The sequence below is a fragment of the Bariatricus sp. HCP28S3_D3 genome (genome assembly GCF_052065755.1).
GTDB lineage: Bacteria > Bacillota > Clostridia > Lachnospirales > Lachnospiraceae > Allocoprococcus.
Map to the genome: position 1 here is coordinate 38628 of NZ_JBQHTK010000018.1, position 26253 is coordinate 64880.

Sequence of the window (26253 nt, forward strand, 5' to 3'; positions counted from 1 at the left end):
CTGTTAACGATGATCTTGACCATGTCGGTGAAAACACCGGCATGGTAGAAAGGAGAAATATGGATACAGTGACGTTTCACGTTCCGGGAAAGCCACAAGGGAAAGCCAGGTCAAAGACATTCCACAATAATGGTGTGACAAGGACCGTTACTCCGGATAGGACTGTCTTGTATGAGAATTTGATCAAAGACCGATTCCTGTATGCTGCAGGCGGATTTTATTTGGAGAGAGGAAAACCGGTATCACTTAGGATCGTAGCAAGGTTCCTTCCGCCAAATAGCGCTTCCAAGAAGCGTAAGGCAGATATGCTGGAAGGACGAGAGCTCCCTTTAAAGAAACCGGATATGGATAATATTGTTAAGGTGGTTGCAGATGCATTAAATGGCGTTGCATACCACGATGATACGCAGATTGTATTTGTATCTGCGAAGAAGTGCTATTCAGCTGTTGAAGGGTTGGATGTCACGGTAGAAGAATATCGGGAAAGGTAGGTGTTATTATGGGGCGCGGTGCTCCTAATAAACCAGGACTTACATACTTTCCGAAGATGCTTGATTTTTACGAAGATGATAAAATCTTCGATTTACTGGACCGATATGGTCCTTTGGGTGTGACGATTTATGATTGCATACTCTGTATTGTGTACAAAAATGGTTACTATGCCGAGATCCCCTTGGATAAGCTATCGAAAATGATCATTAAGATGATCGGGAACAAGTGGGTGAAGAATCAAAAGGTTGTCGTGCAAGTGGTGCACTTCTGCTCTGAGATAGGCCTCTTAGATGATGGCCTCATGAAAGAAAACATCATCACCTCTGTTGGAATTCAGCGGCGTTATTACGATATAGCAGTAAAGCGCATGAAAAGACAGCTCTATAGTGACAAGTATTGGCTCCTCAAAAACGAAAAAGAGGAAGAGCCTTTATTCAATGCACCTAAAAATCGTATTTCTTCGGAAGAAAATGGAATTAATTCGGAAGAAAATAAAATTACTTCCGAAGAAATGCCTATAGAAATAAAAGAAAATAAAAAGAAAGTATATATAGGTGCCTTCGGCGACCATTCTCTTGAATCTGCATTTCAGAAGTATCTTAATGTGCGCAGACAACACTGGGGAGAGATACCTGACGAACAGGTGCTGGCGATGAGAGAGGAACTGATCTCAATGTCATCTGATGTTTCGGAACAGATTGCAATCTTGCAAAAGGCAACTTCCGGTGGCTGGAAGAATCTGTATCCAGTGAATGGAAAATGGAAGACCGGAATAAAAGAGAAGCCTAAGAAAGAGAGCAAATTCCGTGACATGGAAGAACATGATTATGATATGGACAGCCTTACGAGGGACCTTTTGAGGTAGGAGGATACATGAAAAACACATTCAAATGCAATTCCAGAAAACGGATTTCCTTTTCTGGAACAAAGCGAAAGCGCAAGGTGAAGAAAAGATGAGTAAACCCAGTAAAGAATTTGAATACCGGATGCAGGGTATGATATATGCTCTTAACATTGCAAAAAAAGATGGCGTAGATGGTCTGGAAGCAGACATCCGTAAAAGAGGATTTACCCGTGCACCGCTTAAGTTCTCCCAGAAAGAGATTGATGAGTTTATCGAATTTATGTCTAAGAACTTGTATGTGACGTCACAGACGGTTTGGTTCATGGCGCTTAATACAACGTTCGGATTCGGGAAGAAGCGTCTGAACAGACTGAAAGAATCATTTGATAAGCTGACGCGAGAAGTGATGGATTTTGATTATCTCGGAAATCACTACGCAACACTGGAAGATTACGCCGTGTATCTGAACGACCGATACGGTATGGGTATTGATGTAGAGCGCACATCAATGTGCCAGGAATCATCGACAGCCGATAAGACGCAAAAGAAAATGGCGAATGTAGATGAGTTGATCAGAGCGCTGAAAGAGAATGGATTTGGCAGTGCTGCAGAATTTATAGAGAAAAAGATTTAAGAAAGGAGACCGGAACTCTGGCCAGAGTGAAGATGCATCGGTTCCTTGAAGAAAAATGGAAGAAGTGTTTGATTTTTTAAATGGCGAAGAAATGGAAGATATTCCAACGCCTGATGAAGAATTCGTGGAATGGAAAAAGAAGAAAAGTGAAGCAAGGGCAAGAATGGTTGCCATGCAGAAACAGCCATACGAAGTTAAGAAAAGAAGATCAGAACTCAGAGCGTACGAATTTGTAGAGCAGATGGATGAGAGGGGCCTGAATGCACATGTAAGTGTTGGAGGACTTGACAGCATTACATTGTGCGTGTTTCTGAAATACATAGGGATTGACGTTCCTGCAATATCTGTCTCAGCACTGGAAGATAAGAGTATTCAGAAGGTGCATAAGGCGCTTGGAGTGACGATTTTAAAACCCTATAAGACAAAGGTGCAAGTACTTAATGAGTGCGGATTTCCGGTTATTTCAAAGCGGATAGCCGGTAAGATTGCACTGCTTCAGAATCCGAGCGAGAAAAATAAGACTGTACGTCATGCGATAATCACTGGAGAATGTGGAGAGCTTGGACATTACGCAAAGAATAGCAGAATGAAATTACCGCAGAAGTGGCTCAAATTATTCGGAGGATATGAGAACGAAAATGAAGGTGTACATTACCAGAAACCAAATTTTAAGGTAAGCAATGACTGCTGTTACTGGCTGAAAGAAAAGCCGTGTGATGATTGGGCGAAAGATCATGAGAGCTTTCCGTTCCTAGGTATGATGGCCAGCGAAGGCGGTCAGAGAGAAGAAGCGCTCACAGACCACGGATGCAACTACTACGGCAAAACAGTCATGAGATCCGCACCATTCGCTCCATACATGCGGAATGACATATTAAAGCTGGCTATGGAAATGGACAAGTGGTATCACGAACACGTTGGCGTGTTTGCAAAGTTGTATTACGATCAGGATTACAGCCGCGATGCAGACGGCAATTTGATTCCTTATGAACCGGTAGAGTCTATTATTCCTAAGATATATGGTGAAATCGTTAAGGATGAAAATGGGAACTTAAGAACCACCGGAGCGCAGAGAACCGGTTGTAGCATGTGCGGGTTTGGAATTCATATGGAAGAACGTACGCATAGATTTGATAAGCTCCGTGAACGAAACCCGAAAGAATGGGAATTTTACATGTATAAGTGCTGCACGGATCCAGAAACTGGCGAGAAATTCGGATGGGGAAGAGTGCTTGACTATATTGGTGTGGAATGGGAAGATGTTCCGCCGGTGCAGATGAGCTTCAGTGATTTCCCGGAGGTGATGCCAGAATGAGAAATTTGATTATAGATGCCTTTGCCGGCGGTGGTGGAGCATTTGAAGAACTTACAGAAGGGAGAGAAAAAGTAATGTTAGTCGAAAAGAGCGTAAAAGAAGCGTTGATTGATTACGCGAAAGGCAGAAAAGTAGTTGTGCTGCAGTGTTCCGAAGACGGGAAGATGGATGCAAATCTGTTATACGATTTTCTGGAATACGATAATAATAAGTATCTGGTCGATGTGCCGGCTGTTGTAAATCCGGAGTTTGAAGCAGCTGTGCAGGACATGATGAAAGGCTCGGAAGTGATTACACCAGCCGAAGAGGATGTGAATGAAGAGCCGGCAGAATCCGAAGTGGAGGAATCTGAATCTGCGAATGATGAGGACGGGGAGGAAAAGCAGCTCCCCCCCCCCCAACAGCGCCGGAACTGGAAAAAGAAGAGGTAGTTCCGGCGAATAATAGCAAGAAGAAAGAATATGATCCGGAAGTGCTGAGACGGTATGTGATTGACGGAAAGTCTAACAAAGAGATCGCCGAACTGATGAAAGTTAGTGTGGGAACAATAAAAAACTGGGTGTATGAAAATGGTCTCACCGGCTTTCGGACGCGTGGAGGAGGAAGAAAAGAACCGCAGCGCGGAGATGGAGATAATTCCGATCGGCATCTGTGCCGGTCCTGTCGGTACCGTGATGGACTGGCGACAGCAAGGGGCGGATGTAATTATCTTGCTATCGTTGGCCACAGTAGAGGGTGCAATGTCGAGAACTGTAATGTGTACGAAAAAGGTAAAAAAGTAACGAAGAAAGAAGCAATGCGTTTGCGCGAGGTGTAAGAATGGGATGGGCAGACAAAGAACTTAAGAAGCATAAAATACGCAAGCTGGTCGAACAGGCGATGAAAGATCCGAAGTACGACGCAGAGAGAAAGGAAATGTTTTATGATTACTACTTGATGTCACTCAACGCATTTCTTCTGATCAGCGTGGACTTCATGCACCGGAAGCTTGGTTTTGGCCAGAAACGGATTATGAAGTTTTTGGAATTCGCGCTGGCTCAGATGCAATTCGTGCAGGAAGATGAGGATTATTTCCGTCTGATGAACGAAGAGCTTGAAAAAGAAGTTGGTGTTAATGTACTAGGGGAAATGACGAAAGGAGAAAAACATGATGACAGAACACATCACAACGAAGATTAAAGAAGAACTAAAGAAGATGAACAACTCAAAAGATCCGGGATATACAAAGACGTATATCCCTTGGAGAAACAATGACGGATTCTCGGTCGAATGCATAAGAAAGGATGATGATTCGGTATTGATAGATGAGGACGGCGATGTGGTGGACGATAGCAGCGGAGAGGCCGTGGGATTTAGCGTTTACTATCAGAGGGATGGGAAGGATTTTGATTGCTGTTCGCTTGATTGCTTTCTTGATGATCGGGAAATGAAGCAGATTGATGAGTTTGTGAAGATGTATGCGTAGGGGAGGAATGAAAGATGGAAAGACTAACAGCTTGGAGTGATTATGGAGCATATTTCCCGAAGTGCTTTGAAAAGCCGTGTGGTGGAAACGGACCAGAAAATGATTGTGACGACTGCAATTTTATGGTGGATGTATGCCGGAAATTGGCGCAGTATGAAGATATTGGCACTCTGGAAGAAGTCCGGGAAGCTGTTTAGAAACAGAAGGCAAAGAAGGCAGAAAAAATAAGTAAAGGATACAAGCTGAGATTTGGTACATGCCATTGCTGTGAAAGAAGAATATCTACTGTAGAAGGCGGGAATTATTGCCAGAATTGTGGACAAAGATTGGAGTGGAGATAGTTATGAGAAAAGAGACAATTAGAATAAGTGAAAGAGATTTGATGTTCGTGGTTGGTGGCCAATTGTTTGATCAAGCACCGAATAGACAGCCAAGAAAGGCGGAAATCATTATGCAGAAGATGAGAGATGCTTTTCGGTCAGAAGCCTATAACAATAACGAATATTATACAGTTACCATTGAGCCAAATAATTTGTATGATTGGCTGAATGATAAATTATTTTCGATTCCGGAGTTCCAGGAACTGAATTTGACGCAGGAAGAATACGAAAATGGAGTATCTGTCGATGATGAGGGAAGACCGGAATTTGCTTTTACAACAAGATATGATGTGTACGATTCAGAATCTTGGAGAAGGGATTTTATTGATCTGGATGCCTTTGTGCGAAACGCATACAATAAGCTGTTTGTAGTAATGGAATCTGACGAGGATTGTTTCTGCTGTATACATCAAGACAAAGCCGCGGAATCTGCGCTTGACTGTGGAAATTCAGACTTCTGCAAAGAATGCATAGTGAATCCGAATCTGAAAAACCATTACGAGGTATGCAGGCAACCAAGAGGAAAATACACATTTGCATGTAAATACAATTGTTTCAAGAACCGGTACATATGCTGCGAAGAATGTGACGAGAAAGATAATTGTATTCATAGATGCGATGCAGAATCTAAAAGTTGTGGAAATGCGATAAACAGGAGAAAGATACAGGAGGAGTAGGAAGATGAACAATAGAAAATTAAAATTCTGCCCAGACCTTACGCAGGTAGTATGGGAAAAAGCAATGATGGTAGGGCATGGAGACTATCAGAGAATTCAATTAAATGAGTGCATCAAAGAACAATGTGCTGCTTACTGCGAGGATGATGGGAAATGCCACAAATACATGAACGATGTAGAAATGGAGAAATAGCAGATGATTGATGAGAAGAAGCTGATTGAAGAACTTGAAAAAATATTTGAAACAGACGAGCAGAATATAGATTGTACGCTATCTGACTTCGCATATCATGTATTTGATTGCATAAAAGCACAGCCGAAATTCGGTGAGTGGATCCCGTGCAGTGAGCGGTTGCCGGACGATAGAGATAACAGATTTTATATGTGTACTGTTGAAAACCATGAAGAAGACCCACCTATGTTCTGCCAATATGAAGAGGAATATGGTTTTGGTTTCTGGAATGATATTTACGATGAACATACTTTAGGATTTGTTGATTCAGAGTTCAAAACCAATGAAGAACTTGGGTATGAAAAAGTTATTGCATGGCAACCACTTCCAGAACCGTACCGTACAGAAAAGGAGAGTGAGTAGATTGAATGAAGCAGAAGTCCAGTATAAACAGTATTGCAAAGTATATGCAAGACAGCATAACATATCACTTGAAGAAGCGAAGAAGCACCGGATGTGCGAAGAATACAAAAAGTACTGTGAAGAGATATTCGGTTGTAGAATATCTGAGGAGGAGGGGGTACGTTGAACCAGGAAGGATACAGAGATCCGACTGCGGAGAAAGCTATGAGGGAATATAACCGGATGCCGCACAGGATGAGGGAAGCGCTGACTGCGATGCAGAACGTGGCAAGCCTCATGGGTTTTGAGCTGGTGGAAGTCCGGGATAAGAGGACAGGCAGGTTGTATAAATGTGATAGGGAGTGATGTAAGTGGTGGAAGCAATGACTAAGGATAGGCTTTTGGCGTATAGGAGCAAAAGAGAAGAAATTAGAGAATTGGAGTATACATTGGAAAACAGATGGAAGAGTGAAACGCTGATTGGAAACAATGTTATATTCGATTACAGCAAGGGATATCCAATGCCACAGTCTGTAGTCGGTTTTGATTATAAAAGATATGAGCGCCTTCAGGATCGTGATCTGAGACGTAAATCAGACCTGGAGAAAGAATGCGCAGAAATAGAGGATTTTGTAGATCGCATACAAGACAGTATCACGAGAAGAATATTTAAGATCTATTTCATTGATGGGAAAAAACCGGTAAAGCAGAAGGAAGTCGCAAAAAAAGTGCACTTGGACCAGAGCAACGTGAGTAGAAAAATCGATGAATATTTAAACATCGCATAGCATGCATACGATACATATTTATAATAACAATAGAGCCAACAGGCGAAAACCTAACGGCTCAAAAAACTTCCTTCGTTAATTTAAGATTGAACCCCCAAAAGCACCCTGTTTGTCATTGATTCAAATGGGGTGTTTTTATTGCATAATGTCGGAAAAAGGGATATTATGGAAGTAGGGTTCGGTGTAAGGTAGAGCGGAGGAAAAAGAATGGCTGAGAAAAAAGTAATATATTTTGGAAAGGTTAACATTATTTCGAGTCACGTTTACAAAATGTACGATTCGGAGTATGATTTTTATGATGTTCTTCTGCCAGTCTTAATAAACATCAAGGACGGATTAGAATATGAATACCGTTTTACTCAGATGTATGATGAAAAGATGGTAGAAGTCTCTTACAATTACGTGATGAGAATAAAAGAAAAAACGGATACTTATGTTTACGGGTATTTAAATAAAAAAGGAAGAGTTCCGTACAAGACAGAGAGTATTTCGGGTGAACTTGTGACAGAGTATATTGATAATACCGAAAGAATTGAATTCTATTATGATGTATTTAAAGAAAAGATTGGTTATTATACTTCGATCAGATTTGGTCATAAAGAGATTCTAGACGTTTTCGAGCATATGTTGAATTCAATTTTCAAAGACGAAGAAGATGCGATGATGTTTTCTGTAAGTAGGTATACGAATGGACTCGATGTTAAAAATATTGAAAAAGAATTACAGAGTATTGGAAATATCCAGAAGTTAAAATTCACCTTCAAGCCAATAAATCCGGATACAGAACTACGAGAAAGCATCTTAAAAAATGGAATAGAAAGACTCGAAGAATTTGAAGACGCAAATCTATCTATTAAGCATGTAGAATTATATGCTGCAAGCAGAATGGGATTAAATATTGAATCAAACATAGTAAGAGAACAAATAGATTATGCGAATTCAATAAATAGTAATGTGTCATTTGAAAAATCTACAGGAAATGGATATGTAAAAGTAGAGGCTGTCGGCAGTGATGGAATTACCCATAGTACAGAAGATAAGGCTCCGGTAAAAAAAGAAATAAATAATATTATAGATTTTAAAAGTGCGTGTCAAGAACTTATAAATAAAGGAAATTCCTAAAGGGTTTGGTTTGATGAATAATAAAATAAAGGATTTCGTTAATTTTAAAGAAAAAGAAGTGCAATATTCATTTTCCCTTAGTGTTGTAATTATCCTCATAATGCATCATTTAAAAATATATGATAATTTTTATGCGATACAGGATATGATTATTCAAATTATGGAAACTGTACTTGGTGGAATAATTGGTTTATTAGGATTTTCGATAGGTGGAATTGCCATTATCGTGACGCTTTTTTCGAAAGAAGAAATAATTTCTATAGAAGAAATAAATGGCGAGAATGCAATTGAAATATTCTTAAATAGTTATGTGTTTTTGTCTGAGAGTATTGCTTTTGAAGTAGTTTGTATTATCGGTATATTATTGTGCGTTATTAGTGAAGAAAAACTAATAAAAGAAACAGCTTTTTGGGCAATATCTTGGGTCTTAATATACCATTTACTTTTCAATATCTTCTATTTAGTTTCACTTGTTGTCAACTGTGTAGGATTGTATAAGATAAAACAAATATATGGCAAATTAATAAAGTCAGAAGAGGCATTTAAAAATAATATTGATGATGTTCGAATTGATTTTTTGCTATCTACGATGATGAATATTTGCAAGTGTTCTCAAGATGAAATGGCTGAGTATATGATTGAATTTGTAAATAGCAGGAAGTTGGATAACGCAAACAAAATCGAGAATTACATAAAGAGTAAATATGGGAGTAAAAGAGACGAATGATCAATAAACTTAAGACGCCATTTAGAATGTCTTTCAGATGAGACAAAATTTGAACCAAGCACTTGGTAAAAACCAGGTGCTTTTTCTATGTGAAGAAAGGTGGTGAGCCAAAGTGACAGACAAACAGAAAATATTTGCAGATGAATACCTGATTGATTTGAATGCCACTCGGGCTTACCGTGTAGCGTATCCAAACGTAAAAAAAGATGAAACGGCAGCACAGGCTGGAAGTAGGATGTTGAGAAATGTCAAGGTTGCGAAATATATTTCAGACCGAATGAAAGAACGCCAGGAGCGAACAGAGGTCACGCAGGATCGTGTTGTCCGGGAACTTGCAGCATCTGCATTCGCGAAAGTGACAGACTATGTTGAACTACGCGGAGGAAGAGTTGTAATAAAAGATACCAGCCAACTGGAGGACAACCAGATCCGGGCTATTGCAGGAATCAAGGAAGGCGCGAACGGCATCGAGATAAAGCTGAATGATAAAGAGAAGGCATTAGAGCTTCTCGGGCGTCACCTAGGCATGTGGAATGACAAACTGGATGTTAAGACTCCGGCAATTGACGATTCCATAAAAGAAATGGAGGCATACTTTGAACAGCGAAAAGCAAGCGGTTCTGGACCTCCTGTGGAATGAACCATATAAAATTGGACACTGGGTAGGATTTAAAGACCTGACTACTTTACACAATGAGTGGTTGAGGTCTTTTTTGTATGCTGATGCTGATCAGACGCTGCTTGCGCATCGCGGTTCGTACAAGACGACAGATCTATCTCTGTTTCTGGCAATACATACTGTGATCAAGCCAAACGAAAATGTGATGTTCTTCCGGAAGACGGATGATGACGTTACTGAGGTTCTGACGCAGTCGCAGAAGATATTAAAGAGCGGCGCAATGCAGAGTGTTGTTCGCGATCTGTATGGAACCGAATTGGATTTGATAAAGGAGAACAATTCCGAAATACATACAAATCTATGCACATCCACAAAGGGCGTGTCCCAGGTAGTAGGACTTGGTATCGGGACTAGCATTACCGGTAAGCATGCCGATATCGTTGTGACGGATGACATTGTGAATTTGAAGGATCGTATCAGCAAGGCTGAGCGTGAGCGGACAAAGATTCAGTACATGGAGCTCCAGAATATCTGCAACCGTGGTGGGCGTTTCATCAACACTGGGACGCCCTGGCATAAAGAAGATGCAATATCGATCATGCCAAATGTTCGAAAGTACGACTGCTATTCTACCGGACTGATCAAAAGAGACAAACTGGAAGAATTGCGGCAGAGCATGAGCGATAGCTTGTTTGCTGCTAATTATGAGCTGAAGCACATCGCAGATAAAGATGCCATGTTTAAGGAACCGAAGTTCACGAAAGAAAAAGAGCTGATCTACAACGGCGTAGCTCATATAGATGCTGCTTATGACGGAGCTGACGGTACGGCATACACGATCTTCCATAAGATCTCGGATGGGCGGATCGTTGGATTTGGAAAGCGGTGGGACAAGCATGTGGACGACTGCTTATCCGAAATTGGAGTTTATCACAAGATGTTCCGCGCCGGCTCAATATCTTGCGAAAAGAATGCTGATAAGGGATATCTGGCCAAGGAGCTGCGCGGACTCGGATACAGTGTAAATCCATACGACGAATCGATGAATAAATTTGTGAAGATATCGACTTATCTTCGAAGCAATTGGAAGAATATTGTCTGGTTGGAAGATACGGATCCGGAATATATCAATGAAATTCTTGATTATTCAGAACATGCAGAACACGATGATTCGCCGGACAGTGCGGCAAGCTTATTGCGGTCACTTGAAAAGAAAAAACCGAGATACAATCCAGTAATGGGAGGGATATAAATGAATGATACGATATTTAGGGTTCCATCGGGAACAATTATGACGCCGAGTTTATTGGCGGAATACATAGGAAAGCATAAACAGATTGTAAACAACCGATATGAAAAGTTGCAAAATGCTTATGAGAATAAATACGAAATATATGATCAGCCGAAGAAGCCGGACTGGAAACCGGATAATCGAATCAGTGTTAATTTTGCAAAATATATCGTAGATACATTTAATGGTTTTTTTTGTGGAATACCGATTAAAACAACAAGTGAAAACGAAACAGTTGCAGCTTATCTAGAATTTTTGGATCAATACAATGATCAAGACAATGGGAATGCTGAAATATCAAAAATAAGCGATATACACGGAGTTGGACATGAGATGTACTACGTGGATCCAGGCGGTGAAATTGGTATCACGTATTTATCTCCTATGGAATCATTTTTTATTTTTGATAATTCAATTTTAGAGCGAAAACTGTTTTTTGTGAGGTATTACAAAGATGCGGATAATATCGAGCGTGGAAGCTGGTCTGACAGCCGTGTAGTGCAGCATTTTGAAAATGCGGGAACTTATAAATGGACCGGTGAACCTAAAAAACATGGCTTCGATGGCGTACCGGCATCTGAGTACATCGAAAATGATGAACGTATGGGATTGTTTGAAAGCGCATTGCCCGCAATCAACGCTTACAATAAAGCTATTTCTGAGAAAGCCAATGACGTAGATTATTTCGCAGATGCATATATGAAAATACTAGGTCCGAAAATTAATGATGACGACATTCCATACATCAGAAGGAATAGAATTATTAATTTCGAAGGCGGTGATGATGGGTCTCCGATGCCAACGGTCGCTTTTCTTGAAAAACCAAATGCAGATACGACTCAGGAAAATTTAATTAATCGTCTAGAACGTTTGATTTTTCAGATGTCAATGGTAGCTAATATCAGTGATGAAAATTTCGGAACATCTTCTGGAATAGCGCTTAGATATAAACTTCAGTCGATGAACAACTTGTTCCGACAAAAAGAAAGAAAGTTTACTTCTGGTATGAATCGCAGATACAAATTGATATTTTCCAATCCAATATCGCAGAGTCACGGTGTGAAAAAAGATGATTGGTTAAATATAAAATACCAGTTCACTCCTAATTATCCTGCAAACCTTGCAGAAGAATCCGACATTGCATCAAAATTGGAGGGTGTTGTGTCAGAAGAGACGAAGCTTAAAGTTTTGTCAATTGTGGATAATGTTTCGGAAGAAATCGGACGGATGAAAAAAGAACAGAATAAGATCGGCAATGATGCAGTGATGAATCGAATGTTTGGAGCTGATGCAAATGACAAGCAGTAAGGAATACTGGCAGAAGCGCGAGGCGGAAAACCTAAAGAAAAACCTGAAGACCGAAGAAGAGTATTCAAAAGCTATCAATGATTGCTACGAATATATGTTGGATAACATTCAAAAAGAGATTAACGGATTTTATGCAAAGTATGCCAAAAAAGAAGGAATTACACTGGCAGAAGCAAAGAAGCGTGTCTCTGAACTGGATATCGAAGCATATGAACGAAAGGCAGCAAAGTATGTGAAAGAAAAAAACTTCTCCGATCAGGCAAATGAGGAGATGCGGCTATATAATCTTACGATGAAGGTAAACCGGTTTGAAATGCTGAAAGCAAATATCGGACTTGAATTGGTGGACGGGTTTGACGGTTTACAAAAATATTTTGATCAGATTCTGACTGAGAGATCCCTGCAGGAATTCGAACGCATGGCTGGAATCCTTGGAGGGACGGTGAGGAATAATGCGAAATACGCTCATGCTATTGTGAATGCATCGTTCGCAAATGCAACTTATTCAGATCGTATCTGGATGTATCAGGACATGCTAAAATCTGAGCTATCAAAACTCTTGATGGAAGGAATGATCCAGGGTAAGAATCCACGGCAGCTCGCTGTGCATATTCGGAAGAGATTCGGAGTATCTGAGTACAATGCAGAGAGACTTATGCGGACGGAGCTCGCCAGAGTGCAGATAGAAGCTCAGAAGCAGTCTCTTGAGAAGAATGAGTTTGAAGATTATCAATTTATTTGCAATGGAACTGCCTGCGGAATATGCAAGGAGCTGAACGGAAAGCATTTTAAGATTAAAGATATGGAAATTGCAGTAAACGCGCCGCCGATGCATCCGAATTGTCGATGTAGTATAGCCGCTTGGATGGATAGTGAGGAATACGAAGAATGGCTGTATTATTTGGATAATGGCGGAACCACAGAAGAGTGGAACCGGTCAAGGACTTTTTCAGAAAAAGAAGGGAGTAAACGAAAATACAAGTATAAAAATGCTGTTATCAATACATCTGCAATTAGTTCTGCGGGATACAGAAGAAAATTTACTGATATCACTGGAGAGAATAAAATCAGCAGATCACTGTGGGAAAATGCTCTTGATATGTTAGAGCATCGTTCTGGAACGGTGTATGAGGATCTGGCGTTTGTGGATAGTGAGACGGGGAATGCGAAAATTAATAAAAATTATGACAAAGAGAATACAGCTTCTCCAAGTGATAGTATGAAGAAAATGCTGAAAGAGGCAAAGCCATATACTGTTATTGCTATACACAATCATCCTGGAAGCAGTGTACCGAGTTTTCCCGATATCATGGCGTGCAAAGACAGGAAATATAAATACGGACTGGTTGTTTGTCATGATGGGACGGTTTATAAATATTCTGTTGACAATGAAAGGTTTAATGCGCCAATGGCGGTTTCAGCGCTTGACCTGTTGTTAAAAGATGGGTATACTAAAAACGTAAAGAAACAGTTAGATGATGCAGGAATCAGTTTGGAGGTGTTTTGATGGATAGAGAAAAAGAATATCAAAGAATTTGCGAAAAGCTTGGGTTTATTCCGTCAGAATACAAGTATGATGGACCTAGTTCGGAAGATGACACATGGATCAACCCTTTTTCGGTATTAACAGTCGAGGAAAACAAATTTTTATATGAAAACGGATATTTAAACAAACAGTAGATACCACCAGTCAGTAATTGACCGGTGGTATTTTTATACCCATTTTAAGGAGGAGCTATGAAGATAGTAAATATACTCGGAACTAATTACAATATTAAATTTGTGGATGAATTCCCGGATTATCTAAGTGAAGTTGGAGAAAATGCCGGAGGCCTTTGCAATAGGCATGACAGAGATATTTGGATTAAAAGATGCAATGACAAAGATATGACAGCTACGGGAAGGGAGCGATGCGATAAAGATGTCCTCAGGCATGAGATCATCCATGCGTATTTGTCTGAGAGTGGGCTGTCCGCAAATGCTTCTCACTACTACGGATCATGGGCAGAAAATGAAGAGATGGTGGATTGGTTTGCAATCCAGTCTCCGAAGATATTCCAGACATTTAAAGAAGTTGATTGCCTGTGAAGCGCTCGTACACCATAACAAAAGATTCGGATATGCTGGCGCCCCAGTGGCTGGCATTACGGATAAATTACAGAACAATAAGATTTGTGTATCGTGTTATTGACGGTGCATCACATTTGAAAGGAGTGATGATTGGCGATGAGATTGCGGAAATTGGAGATGCAGTATGTTTTGACGGCAAGCGGTTATCAGTAGAAAGGCGGTGATCCAAAGTCTCCCACCGGTAGGGAATGACCGGAAGAGAAAGGAGAGATGCTACTTGATTGTAGTAAATGTCCGAGAGGGCGAGATTGATATTTCCGGACACGCAGGGTATGCGACATACGGATATGATATTGTATGTAGCGCGGTATCGTGTTTATTTCAGAATTTGATTGCTTCGATTGAAGCATTGACGGATGATGATATCGAATACGATATCGATAATGGAAATTGCAGAATGATATACAAGAATTTATCAGGTGTAAGCAAAACTCTGGTGGATTCTTTTTTTATCGGCATATGTATGATTTCTCGTGAGTTCCCGGATAATGTCCGGATTGATTAACGAGCAGGCATGGAACTCAATAAAAGCTATGGAAGTTAGGCGTGGAAACTATAAACTACGGGTGAGCAGGCGTGAGACTCGAAAATCCTTACGGAAATCAATGACAGATTCAAAAACGGAGGCTAACAAAATGAATTTTAGAAAAATAGAACGTACATTTACGAAAAAGCAGCTGAGAAAAATGAGCTTACAGTTATTTGCTGATCCAACGCCGGATCCAGATCCGGAACCTAAACCCGAACCAACTCCTGATCCAGGTCCAAAGCCAGGGGAAAAGAAGTACACAGATGATGATCTTAATAGAATTATCGATCAAAAATTCGCTGAGTGGCAGAAAAAGCAGGAAAAGAAAGTTACTGAAGCCGAGAAGCTGGGAAATATGACAGCTGAGGAAAAGGCAGAAAAGCGAATGAAGGAACTTGAAGCTCGAATTCAGAAGTACGAGAGAGAATCTACGCGTACCGAAATGATGAATCAGGCAAGGGCGATTTTGCAGGATGATGATATCAATGTAAGCGATCGGCTTCTGGAAAGTCTTGTGAAAGACGATGCGGAATCTACTAAAAGCGCAGTAGAAGAATTCGCAGCACTGTTTCGTGCAGAAGTTGGAAAGGCTGTAAAGGAAGCACTGAAAGGCGACGAACCAAAATCAGGAGGGGCTTCAAAACTAACCAAAGAGCAGATTCTCGCTGTAAAAGATCGTACTGAGAGACAGCGCCTTATTCGCGAAAATATGAGTTTATTTAAATAATAGGAGGAATAAAAATATGAAAATGAAAGATATGAAGCTGCAGATTTTTGCAGCACCGGAAAATGAAGTAGTGGCCACGGATTTGGAACCGGCAATTTCGGTAGACTTTACTACTAGATTAAGCTCGAATATTACGGAACTTCAGAATTTGCTTGGGATTGCAGATCTTGAGCCAATGTCTGCTGGTACATTGATTAAAGTATATAAGATGGAACAGGTGAATACTCCGGAACAGGTAGCGGAAGGAGAAACTATTCCGCTGACCAAAATTAACAGAAAGCTTGCAAAAACCGTTGAGTTAAGCCTCAATAAATACCGCAAGCAGACAACTGCGGAGGCAATACAGAAAGTAGGCAGAAATATTGCAATCAACCAGACAGATGAGAAGCTGGTTTCTGGAATCCGAAAAGATATAAAGAAAAACTTTTATAATGTTCTTCTTACTGGTACCGGCTCTACTGTAGGAACCACTCTTCAGGGTGCGCTTGCAGCAGGATGGGGAAAAGTGAAGAAATTTTACGAGGATGAAGATGCGACACCTGTATTTTTTGTTTCTTCAGATGACGTTGCAGAATATCTTGGTTCTGCGCAGATTACAATGCAGACTGCGTTCGGCTGGACATACATTGAAAATTTCCTTGGACTTGGAACTGCGATTGTAACGCCAGCTTTGGCAAAAGGAAAAACAATTGCTACGGCAAAGGAGAATTTAAGGGGTGCTTATGTGCCGGCAGGAAGTGGCGATCTGGCGCAGTCGTTTAATCTTACTTCAGATACTACGGGGCTCGTGGGTATGACGCATCAAATCGCTGCCGATAATGCGTCAATTACAACATTAATTATGTCGGGAGTTGTATTCTATGCAGAACTTCTGGATGGAGTAGTAATCTCAACTATCACACCGGCAGGAGCATAGGAGGTAACGGAATATGTATAGAGTCATTAAAGCATTTGCTGATTTGCAGGATGTAAAGAAAACCAAAAGCGGAGATCTGTACCATGAATATGAAATCGGAGATGAGTATCCACGGAAAGGTCTCAAGCCTTCCGAGGAAAGAATTGCCGAGCTTTCCGGAAGTAACAATCTGCAGAAAACTCCGCTGATTGAACTTGTCGAAGAGGAAAATCCAGAGACACCGAAAGAAGCGGCAAAGGACGAAAACCAGGATCCCAGTCCGAAAAAGGCGAAGTCTGGAAAAAGTGCAGCGGAGTAGGTGATTGAATGTCAATATTTGAAGATGTAAAACTGTTAGTCGATGTGGATTCCGGAGAATCCGGATTGGATGACAAGATAGATCTGATAATAAAACATGCAAAACGGCAGGTGCTTCTTCGCCTGCCGTCTGACATTGAAGAAGTGCCGCCTGAACTGGAATATATTGTGTGTGAGGTTTCCGTTGCAAGATTTAACCGCCTCGGGAACGAGGGAATGTCAAGTTACAGCCAGGAAGGAGAAAGTATTTCCTTTGACGATGCTAATGACATCGATGCATACGATTCTGACATTAAGGAATGGATTGCAAGGCGCGAAGGAAAGAAAAGAGGAGTGCTGAGGTTTATATGAGATACAACACACCGATTATCTTTGTTAAGAGCGGGCGGAAGGAATATGATCCGGACAATGGGGTATGGAACGAGGAAAAGAGCATCCGGGAAAAGAAGTATGCTAATGTAACACACATGAATAGCGAGAGGCAGCAAGCTGTGTTCGGCGATGTTAAACCGAACCGCTATGTCGTTCGTCTGCAAAGAGCATTCGACCGGCCGTACGATTATATCGAAATGGAAGGAAAAGCATATACAGTCGATACGGATCGTTATCCGACTGATAGATGCAGCTTTGTGGTGACGGAAAATGGCGGAAATTAAGATTGTTGGATTAGATAAACTGGAAAAACAGCTGCGAAAGAATGTAACCCTGAATGATGTTAAAAAGGTTGTACGCATGAATGGTATGGGGCTACAGCAGAAAATACAGGATAATGCAGACTTCAAGAAGGGATATCAGACTGGCGAAACAAAGCGGAGCGTTGATTTAGAGATAACTGACGGAGGAATGACGGCAGAATCAGGTCCAACAACAGAGTATTCACCGTATCTGGAATATGGTACAAGATTCATGGATGCACAACCGTTCGTAAAGCCCGCGCTTGACGAGCAGGAAGCAAAATTCCAAGCAGATATGAAAAAGCTGTTGAGGTAGGAGGGAGTCATGAGAACTGCAGAACAGGCAATACATGATGCAATATGGAAGCTCCTATCCGGGAAGCTGGATAAAAAGGTGTATGAGAGCAGGCCTATGAACGATGTTGGATATCCGTTTGCGGACTTAGGTGATTTTCAGACGAAATATACCGGAACAAAGTCAGGCGTTTTATCCCAAGTATCTATCAATTTGAATATCTGGGATACAGAAATGAACCGTAAGAAAGTATCTGAACTATGCAATGATTTGTTCTATGAAGCAACGAATATGCAAGATGCTTATGGATTCAAGGTTTCTCTCAGGGTTAATGATTCCGGCATACAGATCAATCAGGATAGGACAGTAACCCCACCGGTATGGAGGGGCATGGTAAATTTAGTATTTGATATTTTATAGGAGGACGATATGGGAGCAATTAAAGGTAAACGAATTATTTATCTGTACAGGCTTTTGAGCGAAGCAGCAACCAGTGATGCAACTGCGATTGCATTCACAACAGAAAACAGCCGATCAAAGTCAAGAGATTCAGATACAGTAGACACAAAGGATGGGTCCATTCGCGTTCCTGGCGAACTGGAAACAGAAATTAGTGCAGCGGCTATTTTTGCAAGCGAAAATGATGAAATGATTGCAAAGATTGAGAAGGCAATTGATGACGGCGAAAAGATGGAGATCTGGGAGGTGAATCTGGATAAGCCAGGAACAGATACGAATTCAGGAAAGTTTGCAGCAAAGTATTTTCTTGGATACGTGACCAATTTTGAGCTTTCTTCAAATTCAGAAGACCATGCCGAGGCATCTATAGACTTTGGAATTGAAGGAAAAGGCGCTGACGGATATGCAACAGTGACAGACGAACAGCAGGCGATTGCCGAATATGTATTTAAGGATACGAAGAAAACGAGAGCATAAGGGGGAAAATAAAAGATGTATGAATTAGAAATGAATGGCCAGATGGTGAAGTTTAATTTCGGAATGGGATTCCTCAGGGAGATTAACAAAACAGTTACGGTTCCTGTCGACGGCATGAAAGATATGAAACAGAATGTGGGGCTCAGATACACGGTTGGGCGTTTGAACGATTATGATGTCGAAGCACTGGTGGAGGTTTTGTTCATGGCAAATAAGGGCTGCGATCCGAGAATCACTATGGATGGACTGGATGCCTTTATTAATGACGAAAATACAGATATTGACGAGGTATTTGAGAAAACGCTGGGTTTCTTAAAGAAAGCAAATGCTACGAAGAATGCGACACTGGATGCACTGAACGCTATCGAGAAGGAGAAAGCGAAGCGGGAAGCGATGGAAAAAATGAGGATGGAATCAATGATGTAACGATCGAGGAATTCTACCATGATGTTGCCGTAGACTGTTTCCGGTATTTAGGATTCAAAAGCATTGCTGAGGTGGACCGACTTACAATTCCAGAATATGAACTTATGATGGAAGCCTACCAGTTGAAAATGGTTGATGACAATTACCATGTGCACTGGCAGGCTTTCCTTAATTTCGCAGCACAGGCAAAGAAGAAAGTCGGAAAGCATAAGCAGAAACCAGCTTTCAGTAGTTTTGATAAGTTTTTTGATTATGAGTCAGAACTGAAAAAGGTGAAAGGTAAGAAGGCTCAAAAGAAAGAACGGTTTTCCGGAATCGGAAAATTATTAAGGAAGGAGGGCGCATAGCATGGGCGATTTTTCCGTTAGGGCGGTATTATCCGCAGTCGATAAGAATTTTGCATCAACAATGAAAAGCGCCCTTGGGTACACCAATAATCTGAAGGACACATTGACGAGCGGAATCGGGTTCGGAGCAATGATGGCAATCGGGCAGTCTGCAGTTCAGACGGTCATGGGAGAGATGTCAAGTCTGTCAAAAGAGACGATTGAAACATCAGATTCTATGTACAAGCTGCAGGCGGCTATGCGATTTAGCGGATATGAGGAAAAGGAGATCCAGCGAATCGCGGGTGCGACAGGAACATTAAAAACATACGCTGATAAGACGGTATTTAGTCTTCAGGACGTTATGAGCACGTTCGGGGCTCTATCTGCAAACGGAATCAAGGATGCGGATAAGCTTACGGAAGCGGTCGGAAATGCAGTTGCCGTATTTGGTGGTGGAGCGCAGGAATACTCCAGTGTCGCTCTTGCATTTTCGCAGGCGATGGCGTCAGGAGCGCTCCATGCCCAGGATTGGAATCAGATATTAAATGCCAGTCCACAGCTCGCAGGAGGGCTTAGGAAAGAGTTGATCAAGCTTAATCCTAAAATCGGTAAAGACTTTAAGAAAGCGATGGAAGATGGAGCTCTTACAGCAGATCTTCTGGCGGAAGCTATGAATAATATCGGTATGACCGAAATGGCAAAAGAGGCAGCTACTTCCGTCACAACGTTTGAAGGAGCAATGGGAAATCTGGAAGCAACCGTGGTTAGCGGAATGATGAACCTGTATGACTCCTTTGCAAAGAGTTCTGTTATTGATGCAATCAATGGAATGAATGAAAAAATAGGATCTGGATTCGATTGGCTTGCAGTTAGAGTGCCGGCGGCTATTGATAAGATTTCGCCATACTGGGCGGTATTTAAAACCGACTTCATCGAGGTTAAAAATGCGTTTGGATATGCGGTCAGTGCGATTGTAGGGCATGTAGGAGAGCTTACAGATTCATTTGGATCAGCTGAGAGCGTGAGTAGCTTTTCGGATGTTCTCGGTGTCGCTACAGATGCATTAAAGTCGTTTGCAGGATTCTGCGAGGAGCATTCAGAGATTATTGCGAAGGTATTAACTACTTTGCCTAAACTTTATGTCGCATACAAAGGATTCAAAATTGTGAAAGCCGTAGCTCCGTTCGTTGGAATGTTTACCGGTGCGATCGGAGGCCTCGCCAAGCTTGGCATTAGTAAATTAGTTCCCGGACTTTTCGGAGTATCCAAAGGGCAAGATGCAGTTGGTAAATCAAGCGGCAGAAGCTCTAATAAAATGTTGGCTTCTGCTAAATCATTTATGATGCTTGGCGTCGGTGTTTTGACGATTAGTACAGGATTTTATTTACTTGCGCAGTCTGCTGTCGCAGTCGCAAACGCCGGTCCTGTGGCTATCGGTGTTCTGATTGGATTGGTTGGGGTTGTATCTGCTCTGAGCGTTGGAATGTTGAAAATGCTTTCATCTATGTCTGGAGGAACAAAAAAATTATCTGCTATGTCAACTGCAATGATGGCAGTTGGAGCAAGTATACTACTGATCAGCGCCGGATTTGCTTTGCTATCGTATTCCGCGATACAGCTTGCAAGCGCCGGTCCGGCTGCTATCGCTACTATGGTAGGTATGGTTGCTGCAGTCGGGGCACTCATGTACGTAGCGAAATCAGTCGCTCCAGCTCTTACGGCAGGAGCGGTTGGATTTGTGGCGTTTGGTGCTGCGGTTCTGGTTGCCGGCGTGGGCATGGCTCTCATGACGAGCGCGGCGATTAATCTCGCAAATGCCGGTCCATTGGCAATTGGCGTCATGGTAGGAATGGTTGCTGCGGTTGCGCTTCTGGCGGCGGGGGCTGCGTTATTAGGACCTGTGCTTACGGCAGGAGCGGTTGGGTTCGTCGCATTTGGAGCCGCAATCTTGATGGTAGGTGCAGGAGCGGTTTTAGCTTCTGCAGCATTGTATGTTGTGGCGGCAGTATTGCCTACTGTCACAGAATATGGATTGCAAGGAGCCGTAGCAATAGTAGCCCTTGGTGCTGGAATGACAGTATTTGCTGCAGGAGCTGCGCTTGCCGGAATCGGATGCGTTGCACTTGGAGCGGGACTTGTGGTGGCAACGGTGGGATTGTTGGCATTTTCTGCCGGAATTGTTGTTACGAGTGCAGGCATGCTGGTGCTTTATGCATCTCTGAAATTAGTAAATTCAAGCATGAAGTCTATTTCCAAAAATGCAAAGACGGCTCAAAAATCGTTATCAAGCATGAAGAGTTCAATGTCGATTGTGAATGAAGGACTGGATGCTATCGGAAACAAGGCGAAATCATCAATGAATTCGATGATCAGCGCATTTGACGGAGCATCAAGCAAGGCAAAAGGTTCTGGCGGAAAAGTAGGAAGTGCATTCAATTCCGGACTTGGAACGGGAATGACAGCTGCAATCGGAACCGCAAAAAGTTCCACAAATACTATTATTTCTGTATTCAATTCAACCAGTAGCAGATCTTATTCCTGTGGTGTCTACATTGGACAAGGGCTTGCGAATGGAATGAGAAGCCAGCTTGGAGCGGTGCGAAGCGTAGCTACTCAGCTTGCATCGGCAGCCGAAGCAGCGATACGCGCAAAGGCAAAAATCAACAGTCCGTCAAAGGTTGCTGAAGATCTTGGAGGATACTGGGGCGGAGGATATGTTGGCGGCATACTGTCAAAGGTTAAAGAAGCATGGAGAGCATCAGAGAAGATGGTATCCGTACCAAGCAAGGTGATGAAACGGCAGAAACTTGCAGTAGCAGGTGGATATGGAAATATGGAGCTTTCAGACGACTACACATATTATCAGGAAGCCAAATATACGATTATCGTCCCGGTCGAGCTTGAAGGCCGTGAAATTGCAAAAGCATCCGCCACCTATACGCAGGATGAATTGGAAAAGAAAGATAAGCTTAAGAATATGCTGAAAGGAATTAAAGATGTATAGATTTAGAGATACAGTCAAGACGAAAGAGGCATTAGAATATTTCGGATCGGAAGCTTTCTCGATCAACGGAGAATATTTGGAGAATATTGTTCACGGATACAGAACACTGAGCGTATCTGGGAGAGAACTGCTAGAATCGGAGATATCTACATTATCAATCGCAGGTATAAATGGTGAGCAGTATCTCCAGAGAAGGCACCCGGCACGAATTCTGACTATTAAGTATCAGATCAATGCAGACACATGTGAAGAGTTCAGGGAAGCATTCAATCAGCTGAATAAAGCACTTAATGTGGAGGAAGCACAGCTGATCTTTGATGACGAACCGGATAAGTGCTTTTATGGTACATTTTCAGATACCGGGGATGTCCCGGATGGAAGAAATAAGATAGTCAGCACATTTGAAATGTATTGCTCGGATCCATATAAGCACTCCACAACCGAAAAAACCTTCCAGGCGTCCGAGAATGCATCCGGCGTCCTGGAAGCGACGGTAACCAATTCAGGAACAGAATCCGTTCCGGTGAGCTATGATATCACGCACAATCACGAGAATGGCTTTATCGGCATCGTAAGTGAGTACGGAATCCTGCAGTATGGATCCGTTGATGAAGCGGACGATGAGGCCAGGGAGAAGTCGGAAGTGTTGGTAAAATACAAAGACTGTAATGATTTTGATGCAATGACTGAAGGAAAAGGAATTCTGGCCAGCAATGACAATTTCCCGATGAACGGACAATTCACTGGTTACGAGAGCGGATGGCTGATGGTACAATCATCCGGAAGCGGATCCAGCTGGCATGGTGCCGCTAGACAGGTGGCCATTCCTGCGGACTCTTCGGGAGTCTCGGGAGCTGCAAACTTTAAGACTATGGCAAGAATACAGTTCGAATCATCCAACGCATCGCAGGACGGACTGCTAGAGTTTGTAATTGGTGATGAGGATGGCAATCATCTGGCATCAATCCATATTGTAAAGGGTTTATCCGATGCGAATGCAGATGCTATTTTCCAGGTGCGAGCAGTGGAAAAGGGGCGCGTGAGATACGAGCCAAATGCAAAATCCGTAACAAAAGACGGGCAGATTGGAATCCAAAAACAAGGAGAACAATTCGACTTTTTCTTTGGTGGAAAAACATACTCATACCGAGTTCCAGAAGCTGCAGATAAAAAGGCATTGACGATCACAATCTTTGCCGGACAGTACGGAACGAGGGCAAATCCGGTTGTAATGGGATTCCGGGAGCTGAACTTTACAAAGCACAATGTGCAGTACGCGGTAGACATTCCGAATCGATACGCGGAAGGCGATGTGATCACAATTGATGGAGAGACCACAAAAATGTATGTAAACGGCGTGCCGGCACTGGGTGACGAGGTGAAGGGAAGCAAACATTTCCATGTTCCACCAGGGGAGAGTAAGATCCAGTTTTATTTCTCGGATTTCTGTGATCCCGCGCCCGATGTCGCTGTGCGAATAAGGGAGGCGTATCTGTAAATGGAAAGAGTGAGAATTGCAGTCCTGGACGCTTACGATAACGTCCTGGCGTTTATGGATAATGGCGCTCCTAAGGCGCTGCATTATTACGAGGACGAGCTGCACGAGTACCTGAAAGGCACGGCCAACACGCTGACCTTTTGCGCCGGCGCAAAGCATGAGGATGCACAGTATTTAGTAGAGGGCAATAAGCTCTCTTTTTTGTACCGCGGAAAAGAATACTATATGAATATCATGAGCGTCCGGCGTGATGAACTGGAAGTGGAAGTGACGGCGTACTCTTTATCATTCGAACTTTTAAATGAAGAAAAAGAGAAATATGCAGCTACAGAAGCGAAGACGTTCGCACAATATCTCGAGATATTTGATGCGGAACATATCATCACACTGGGAAACAATGAGGTATCCGATAAGTCCATCAAGCACGAGTGGGATGGCGCAGACACGATGCTGGCCAGAATATTTTCGTTGGCCGCAGTGTTTGATGCGGAGGTGGAATTTATCCCACAACTAAACGATAACTACTCGCTGAAAGAAATCAGAATGAATGTATACAAGGAGCACACCGATGAGATCCAGGGAATCGGCGTGAACCGGAATGACATTGTATTGCGATACGGTAAAAATGTAACCGGAATCGTCAAAACATCAGATATCACGGGACTGTATACGGCGATCCGGCCATTCGGCAGGGACGGGCTTACGATCACGGATCTGGACAAATCGGAATACGATGCGGATGGGAACCTTGAATACTCTTCGCCGGCCGGAAACAACAATATTCTCGCACCGCAGGCGAGAGATCGGTTTCCGTCAAATTTATGGTCCGCAAATGACAGATACATTGCGAAGATCTACGAATACGATACGGACAATGTGAATGTGCTATATGGCAATGCCCTGTCGGAACTCAAGAAAAACTGCGTTCCTCAGGTTGAGTATGAGGTATCCGGATATTTCGATACTGATATCGGCGATACAGTGCAGATTGAGGATGACGAATACAATCCAGCACTGTACCTGCAAGCGAGAGTCACGGAACAGATCCGTAGCTTTACGGATTTGACGAGAAACAAAACCACATTTGACAATTTCCACGAACTGCAGTCTCAGCTAGATTCAGATCTGGTTGCCAAAATGAATGCCATGATCGAGCAGAATAAGACTTATACCTGTATGATTTCGACCGATAACGGAACGACATTTAAAAATAATACCGGATCTACCATACTAACTGCTTCTGTTCGCGACGGCGTGACAGACGTAACGGATAAATTTACGATCGCGTGGAGCAAAGACGGCGCGGATTTAGCGAACGGAAAGAGCATCACGGTCAATGCTGCAGATGTGGACGGAAAAGCCATGTATCGATTCGAAGCAAAGGATTCAGCTGGGAATGTCAAAGGATTTTATGAAGTCACAATTACGGATGTGAATGACGGAAAAGACGGAGAAAAAGGCGATCCCGGGGAAAATGGAGCTGACGGGAAAGACGGAGTATCGTCCTATACGCACATCAAGTATTCGGACGATGGAGAAACGTTCACAGGAAAAGGGAATCTGGTTTCGAGAAAGAGGAGCGACTGGGTAAAGGGATATTATTCTTCCAGCACCACAATCGATACAGCGAGTCCAGACAGTTTGACTGGAAGTCAGCAGTACAATCGAATCTGCATGAAGGAACTGATTCCAGTCGTTCCTGGCGACACATATCAGATGACTTCCGGGCATCCATTCATCGACATGGGCATAACAAGGTACGGCGAAGACGGAAATGCGGTCGGCGTGACAACGAAAAAAGCAGATCTGACAGACAAAGATTATAAGATGCCGGAAGACACATACTACGTGAGGGTTTTCCTAGTTGGTTCTTCGCCTTACGTAATAAACTACAATTCGTGGAACACCTTGTTTAGCAACAACACTGTATCACCGACGTTCGGCGAACACGAATCAAAATTAGGATCCTATCCGGGTGCATGGATGGGACAGATGGTAAGTGAGGATCCGACGCCGAGCACAGCGTTTGAAGATTACACCTGGAAGAAAATAGAAGGAGAACCGGGCAAGGATGGAGAACCGACTGGAATTGTGGAGTCCGATGACGAACCAACCGACAAGTATGACGGAATGCTCTGGAAGAACACCGGAACAACAGCCGGACTGGTGCAGGGGGCAACATACCGGTGGAATGGTACGGAGTGGGAGATGTATAAGTTCTCGGCCGTAAATATCGAAGCGGAGACGTTTAAAGGA

The 26253-nt window shown here is 42.5% G+C and carries 38 protein-coding genes; all 38 read left to right on the forward strand.

The window, feature by feature from the left end; all coding sequences use genetic code 11:
- The first annotated feature begins 59 nt into the window (after nt 1–59).
- On the forward strand, nt 60–491 hold the full coding sequence (locus ACTNB3_RS11480) for a RusA family crossover junction endodeoxyribonuclease (RefSeq protein ID WP_441025774.1): 432 nt from the start codon (nt 60–62) through the stop codon (nt 489–491).
- An 8-nt stretch (nt 492–499) separates the two neighbouring features.
- Nucleotides 500–1357, forward strand: a complete 858-nt coding sequence (locus ACTNB3_RS11485) for a Lin1244/Lin1753 domain-containing protein (protein ID WP_441025776.1) — start codon at nt 500–502, stop codon at nt 1355–1357.
- An 88-nt stretch (nt 1358–1445) separates the two neighbouring features.
- Entirely contained in the window at nt 1446–1970 is a 525-nt protein-coding gene (locus ACTNB3_RS11490) for a hypothetical protein (RefSeq protein WP_441025778.1), read from the forward strand.
- A 91-nt stretch (nt 1971–2061) separates the two neighbouring features.
- Nucleotides 2062–3285, forward strand: coding sequence for a hypothetical protein (locus tag ACTNB3_RS11495; RefSeq protein WP_441025845.1), 1224 nt, complete (start codon nt 2062–2064; stop codon nt 3283–3285).
- On the forward strand, nt 3282–3716 hold the full coding sequence (locus ACTNB3_RS11500; protein WP_441025780.1) for a hypothetical protein: 435 nt from the start codon (nt 3282–3284) through the stop codon (nt 3714–3716). The genes ACTNB3_RS11495 and ACTNB3_RS11500 overlap by 4 nt, the downstream gene beginning before the upstream one ends.
- 41 nt (nt 3717–3757) lie before the next feature.
- The gene (locus ACTNB3_RS11505) at nt 3758–4102 is read left to right on the forward strand and encodes a sigma factor-like helix-turn-helix DNA-binding protein (protein WP_441025782.1); all 345 of its coding nucleotides are present in this window, start codon (nt 3758–3760) and stop codon (nt 4100–4102) included.
- Between the two features lie 2 nt (nt 4103–4104).
- Entirely contained in the window at nt 4105–4464 is a 360-nt protein-coding gene (locus tag ACTNB3_RS11510; protein ID WP_441025784.1) for a hypothetical protein, read from the forward strand.
- Nucleotides 4433–4750, forward strand: a complete 318-nt coding sequence (locus ACTNB3_RS11515; protein ID WP_441025786.1) for a hypothetical protein — start codon at nt 4433–4435, stop codon at nt 4748–4750. Before ACTNB3_RS11510 ends, ACTNB3_RS11515 begins: the two co-directional genes overlap by 32 nt.
- 14 nt (nt 4751–4764) lie before the next feature.
- The gene (locus ACTNB3_RS11520) at nt 4765–4947 is read left to right on the forward strand and encodes a hypothetical protein (RefSeq protein WP_441025788.1); all 183 of its coding nucleotides are present in this window, start codon (nt 4765–4767) and stop codon (nt 4945–4947) included.
- A 146-nt stretch (nt 4948–5093) separates the two neighbouring features.
- Nucleotides 5094–5807, forward strand: a complete 714-nt coding sequence (locus tag ACTNB3_RS11525; RefSeq protein WP_441025790.1) for a hypothetical protein — start codon at nt 5094–5096, stop codon at nt 5805–5807.
- A gap of 4 nt (nt 5808–5811) precedes the next feature.
- Nucleotides 5812–6000 (forward strand): hypothetical protein, encoded by a 189-nt coding sequence (locus tag ACTNB3_RS11530; RefSeq protein WP_441025792.1) that lies wholly within the window; start codon nt 5812–5814, stop codon nt 5998–6000.
- 3 nt (nt 6001–6003) lie between these two features.
- The gene (locus ACTNB3_RS11535; RefSeq protein WP_441025794.1) at nt 6004–6402 is read left to right on the forward strand and encodes a DUF551 domain-containing protein; all 399 of its coding nucleotides are present in this window, start codon (nt 6004–6006) and stop codon (nt 6400–6402) included.
- A 1-nt stretch (nt 6403) separates the two neighbouring features.
- Complete coding sequence (locus ACTNB3_RS11540; RefSeq protein WP_441025796.1) at nt 6404–6568, forward strand: hypothetical protein; 165 nt, start codon at nt 6404–6406, stop codon at nt 6566–6568.
- Nucleotides 6565–6747 (forward strand): hypothetical protein, encoded by a 183-nt coding sequence (locus ACTNB3_RS11545; protein ID WP_441025798.1) that lies wholly within the window; start codon nt 6565–6567, stop codon nt 6745–6747. The genes ACTNB3_RS11540 and ACTNB3_RS11545 overlap by 4 nt, the downstream gene beginning before the upstream one ends.
- A 5-nt stretch (nt 6748–6752) precedes the next feature.
- Nucleotides 6753–7169: a hypothetical protein gene (locus ACTNB3_RS11550; protein ID WP_441025800.1), complete on the forward strand. Its 417-nt coding sequence runs from the start codon at nt 6753–6755 to the stop codon at nt 7167–7169.
- A 207-nt stretch (nt 7170–7376) separates the two neighbouring features.
- Nucleotides 7377–8291 carry a hypothetical protein gene (locus ACTNB3_RS11555; RefSeq protein ID WP_441025802.1) on the forward strand — a complete coding sequence of 305 codons (915 nt, stop codon included), beginning with the start codon at nt 7377–7379 and terminating at the stop codon, nt 8289–8291.
- 13 nt (nt 8292–8304) lie between these two features.
- On the forward strand, nt 8305–9018 hold the full coding sequence (locus ACTNB3_RS11560; protein ID WP_441025804.1) for a hypothetical protein: 714 nt from the start codon (nt 8305–8307) through the stop codon (nt 9016–9018).
- A 112-nt stretch (nt 9019–9130) separates the two neighbouring features.
- The gene (locus ACTNB3_RS11565) at nt 9131–9658 is read left to right on the forward strand and encodes a terminase small subunit (RefSeq protein WP_441025806.1); all 528 of its coding nucleotides are present in this window, start codon (nt 9131–9133) and stop codon (nt 9656–9658) included.
- A complete protein-coding gene (locus ACTNB3_RS11570; protein ID WP_441025808.1) occupies nt 9615–10889 on the forward strand; it encodes a hypothetical protein in 1275 nt (424 codons plus the stop codon). The genes ACTNB3_RS11565 and ACTNB3_RS11570 overlap by 44 nt, the downstream gene beginning before the upstream one ends.
- Entirely contained in the window at nt 10890–12236 is a 1347-nt protein-coding gene (locus ACTNB3_RS11575) for a phage portal protein (RefSeq protein WP_441025810.1), read from the forward strand. It abuts the gene before it with no gap.
- Entirely contained in the window at nt 12223–13743 is a 1521-nt protein-coding gene (locus ACTNB3_RS11580; RefSeq protein WP_441025812.1) for a minor capsid protein, read from the forward strand. Before ACTNB3_RS11575 ends, ACTNB3_RS11580 begins: the two co-directional genes overlap by 14 nt.
- Complete coding sequence (locus tag ACTNB3_RS11585) at nt 13743–13916, forward strand: hypothetical protein (RefSeq protein WP_427818977.1); 174 nt, start codon at nt 13743–13745, stop codon at nt 13914–13916. Before ACTNB3_RS11580 ends, ACTNB3_RS11585 begins: the two co-directional genes overlap by 1 nt.
- Before the next feature lie 57 nt (nt 13917–13973).
- Nucleotides 13974–14324: a hypothetical protein gene (locus ACTNB3_RS11590; RefSeq protein ID WP_441025814.1), complete on the forward strand. Its 351-nt coding sequence runs from the start codon at nt 13974–13976 to the stop codon at nt 14322–14324.
- The gene (locus tag ACTNB3_RS11595) at nt 14321–14530 is read left to right on the forward strand and encodes a hypothetical protein (RefSeq protein ID WP_441025816.1); all 210 of its coding nucleotides are present in this window, start codon (nt 14321–14323) and stop codon (nt 14528–14530) included. Before ACTNB3_RS11590 ends, ACTNB3_RS11595 begins: the two co-directional genes overlap by 4 nt.
- Nucleotides 14531–14583: 53 nt before the next feature.
- Nucleotides 14584–14871 carry a ribosomal-processing cysteine protease Prp gene (locus ACTNB3_RS11600; RefSeq protein WP_441025818.1) on the forward strand — a complete coding sequence of 96 codons (288 nt, stop codon included), beginning with the start codon at nt 14584–14586 and terminating at the stop codon, nt 14869–14871.
- A gap of 130 nt (nt 14872–15001) precedes the next feature.
- Nucleotides 15002–15622, forward strand: a complete 621-nt coding sequence (locus ACTNB3_RS11605; RefSeq protein WP_441025820.1) for a DUF4355 domain-containing protein — start codon at nt 15002–15004, stop codon at nt 15620–15622.
- 16 nt (nt 15623–15638) lie between these two features.
- On the forward strand, nt 15639–16538 hold the full coding sequence (locus tag ACTNB3_RS11610) for a hypothetical protein (RefSeq protein ID WP_441025822.1): 900 nt from the start codon (nt 15639–15641) through the stop codon (nt 16536–16538).
- A 13-nt stretch (nt 16539–16551) separates the two neighbouring features.
- The gene (locus ACTNB3_RS11615; RefSeq protein ID WP_441025824.1) at nt 16552–16836 is read left to right on the forward strand and encodes a hypothetical protein; all 285 of its coding nucleotides are present in this window, start codon (nt 16552–16554) and stop codon (nt 16834–16836) included.
- Between the two features lie 8 nt (nt 16837–16844).
- Nucleotides 16845–17186, forward strand: a complete 342-nt coding sequence (locus ACTNB3_RS11620; protein ID WP_441025826.1) for a phage head-tail connector protein — start codon at nt 16845–16847, stop codon at nt 17184–17186.
- A complete protein-coding gene (locus tag ACTNB3_RS11625) occupies nt 17183–17491 on the forward strand; it encodes a hypothetical protein (protein WP_441025828.1) in 309 nt (102 codons plus the stop codon). The genes ACTNB3_RS11620 and ACTNB3_RS11625 overlap by 4 nt, the downstream gene beginning before the upstream one ends.
- The gene (locus ACTNB3_RS11630) at nt 17478–17825 is read left to right on the forward strand and encodes an HK97-gp10 family putative phage morphogenesis protein (RefSeq protein WP_441025830.1); all 348 of its coding nucleotides are present in this window, start codon (nt 17478–17480) and stop codon (nt 17823–17825) included. Before ACTNB3_RS11625 ends, ACTNB3_RS11630 begins: the two co-directional genes overlap by 14 nt.
- A gap of 9 nt (nt 17826–17834) precedes the next feature.
- Nucleotides 17835–18224 (forward strand): hypothetical protein, encoded by a 390-nt coding sequence (locus ACTNB3_RS11635; RefSeq protein WP_441025831.1) that lies wholly within the window; start codon nt 17835–17837, stop codon nt 18222–18224.
- A gap of 9 nt (nt 18225–18233) precedes the next feature.
- The gene (locus ACTNB3_RS11640; RefSeq protein WP_441025833.1) at nt 18234–18740 is read left to right on the forward strand and encodes a phage major tail protein, TP901-1 family; all 507 of its coding nucleotides are present in this window, start codon (nt 18234–18236) and stop codon (nt 18738–18740) included.
- 15 nt (nt 18741–18755) lie between these two features.
- A complete protein-coding gene (locus ACTNB3_RS11645) occupies nt 18756–19166 on the forward strand; it encodes a tail assembly chaperone (RefSeq protein ID WP_441025835.1) in 411 nt (136 codons plus the stop codon).
- Nucleotides 19167–19237: 71 nt separating this feature from the next.
- A complete protein-coding gene (locus tag ACTNB3_RS11650) occupies nt 19238–19513 on the forward strand; it encodes a hypothetical protein (protein ID WP_441025837.1) in 276 nt (91 codons plus the stop codon).
- A gap of 1 nt (nt 19514) precedes the next feature.
- Complete coding sequence (locus tag ACTNB3_RS11655) at nt 19515–22499, forward strand: tape measure protein (RefSeq protein WP_441025839.1); 2985 nt, start codon at nt 19515–19517, stop codon at nt 22497–22499.
- Nucleotides 22492–23997 (forward strand): distal tail protein Dit, encoded by a 1506-nt coding sequence (locus tag ACTNB3_RS11660; RefSeq protein WP_441025841.1) that lies wholly within the window; start codon nt 22492–22494, stop codon nt 23995–23997. The genes ACTNB3_RS11655 and ACTNB3_RS11660 overlap by 8 nt, the downstream gene beginning before the upstream one ends.
- Nucleotides 23998–26253: phage tail spike protein (locus tag ACTNB3_RS11665; protein WP_441025843.1), on the forward strand; the 2256-nt coding region annotated here is incomplete at its 3' end.

Bases quoted from the DNA above. Each gene is read 5' to 3' on its own strand.
- ACTNB3_RS11480 (WP_441025774.1), top strand. From the start codon at position 60: ATGGATACAGTGACGTTTCACGTTCCGGGAAAGCCACAAGGGAAAGCC.
- ACTNB3_RS11485 (WP_441025776.1), top strand. From the start codon at position 500: ATGGGGCGCGGTGCTCCTAATAAACCAGGACTTACATACTTTCCGAAG.
- ACTNB3_RS11490 (WP_441025778.1), top strand. From the start codon at position 1,446: ATGAGTAAACCCAGTAAAGAATTTGAATACCGGATGCAGGGTATGATA.
- ACTNB3_RS11495 (WP_441025845.1), top strand. From the start codon at position 2,062: ATGGAAGATATTCCAACGCCTGATGAAGAATTCGTGGAATGGAAAAAG.
- ACTNB3_RS11500 (WP_441025780.1), top strand. From the start codon at position 3,282: ATGAGAAATTTGATTATAGATGCCTTTGCCGGCGGTGGTGGAGCATTT.
- ACTNB3_RS11510 (WP_441025784.1), top strand. From the start codon at position 4,105: ATGGGATGGGCAGACAAAGAACTTAAGAAGCATAAAATACGCAAGCTG.
- ACTNB3_RS11515 (WP_441025786.1), top strand. From the start codon at position 4,433: ATGATGACAGAACACATCACAACGAAGATTAAAGAAGAACTAAAGAAG.
- ACTNB3_RS11520 (WP_441025788.1), top strand. From the start codon at position 4,765: ATGGAAAGACTAACAGCTTGGAGTGATTATGGAGCATATTTCCCGAAG.
- ACTNB3_RS11525 (WP_441025790.1), top strand. From the start codon at position 5,094: ATGAGAAAAGAGACAATTAGAATAAGTGAAAGAGATTTGATGTTCGTG.
- ACTNB3_RS11530 (WP_441025792.1), top strand. From the start codon at position 5,812: ATGAACAATAGAAAATTAAAATTCTGCCCAGACCTTACGCAGGTAGTA.
- ACTNB3_RS11535 (WP_441025794.1), top strand. From the start codon at position 6,004: ATGATTGATGAGAAGAAGCTGATTGAAGAACTTGAAAAAATATTTGAA.
- ACTNB3_RS11555 (WP_441025802.1), top strand. From the start codon at position 7,377: ATGGCTGAGAAAAAAGTAATATATTTTGGAAAGGTTAACATTATTTCG.
- ACTNB3_RS11560 (WP_441025804.1), top strand. From the start codon at position 8,305: ATGAATAATAAAATAAAGGATTTCGTTAATTTTAAAGAAAAAGAAGTG.
- ACTNB3_RS11575 (WP_441025810.1), top strand. From the start codon at position 10,890: ATGAATGATACGATATTTAGGGTTCCATCGGGAACAATTATGACGCCG.
- ACTNB3_RS11580 (WP_441025812.1), top strand. From the start codon at position 12,223: ATGACAAGCAGTAAGGAATACTGGCAGAAGCGCGAGGCGGAAAACCTA.
- ACTNB3_RS11585 (WP_427818977.1), top strand. From the start codon at position 13,743: ATGGATAGAGAAAAAGAATATCAAAGAATTTGCGAAAAGCTTGGGTTT.
- ACTNB3_RS11590 (WP_441025814.1), top strand. From the start codon at position 13,974: ATGAAGATAGTAAATATACTCGGAACTAATTACAATATTAAATTTGTG.
- ACTNB3_RS11605 (WP_441025820.1), top strand. From the start codon at position 15,002: ATGAATTTTAGAAAAATAGAACGTACATTTACGAAAAAGCAGCTGAGA.
- ACTNB3_RS11610 (WP_441025822.1), top strand. From the start codon at position 15,639: ATGAAAATGAAAGATATGAAGCTGCAGATTTTTGCAGCACCGGAAAAT.
- ACTNB3_RS11615 (WP_441025824.1), top strand. From the start codon at position 16,552: ATGTATAGAGTCATTAAAGCATTTGCTGATTTGCAGGATGTAAAGAAA.
- ACTNB3_RS11620 (WP_441025826.1), top strand. From the start codon at position 16,845: ATGTCAATATTTGAAGATGTAAAACTGTTAGTCGATGTGGATTCCGGA.
- ACTNB3_RS11625 (WP_441025828.1), top strand. From the start codon at position 17,183: ATGAGATACAACACACCGATTATCTTTGTTAAGAGCGGGCGGAAGGAA.
- ACTNB3_RS11630 (WP_441025830.1), top strand. From the start codon at position 17,478: ATGGCGGAAATTAAGATTGTTGGATTAGATAAACTGGAAAAACAGCTG.
- ACTNB3_RS11635 (WP_441025831.1), top strand. From the start codon at position 17,835: ATGAGAACTGCAGAACAGGCAATACATGATGCAATATGGAAGCTCCTA.
- ACTNB3_RS11640 (WP_441025833.1), top strand. From the start codon at position 18,234: ATGGGAGCAATTAAAGGTAAACGAATTATTTATCTGTACAGGCTTTTG.
- ACTNB3_RS11645 (WP_441025835.1), top strand. From the start codon at position 18,756: ATGTATGAATTAGAAATGAATGGCCAGATGGTGAAGTTTAATTTCGGA.
- ACTNB3_RS11655 (WP_441025839.1), top strand. From the start codon at position 19,515: ATGGGCGATTTTTCCGTTAGGGCGGTATTATCCGCAGTCGATAAGAAT.
- ACTNB3_RS11660 (WP_441025841.1), top strand. From the start codon at position 22,492: ATGTATAGATTTAGAGATACAGTCAAGACGAAAGAGGCATTAGAATAT.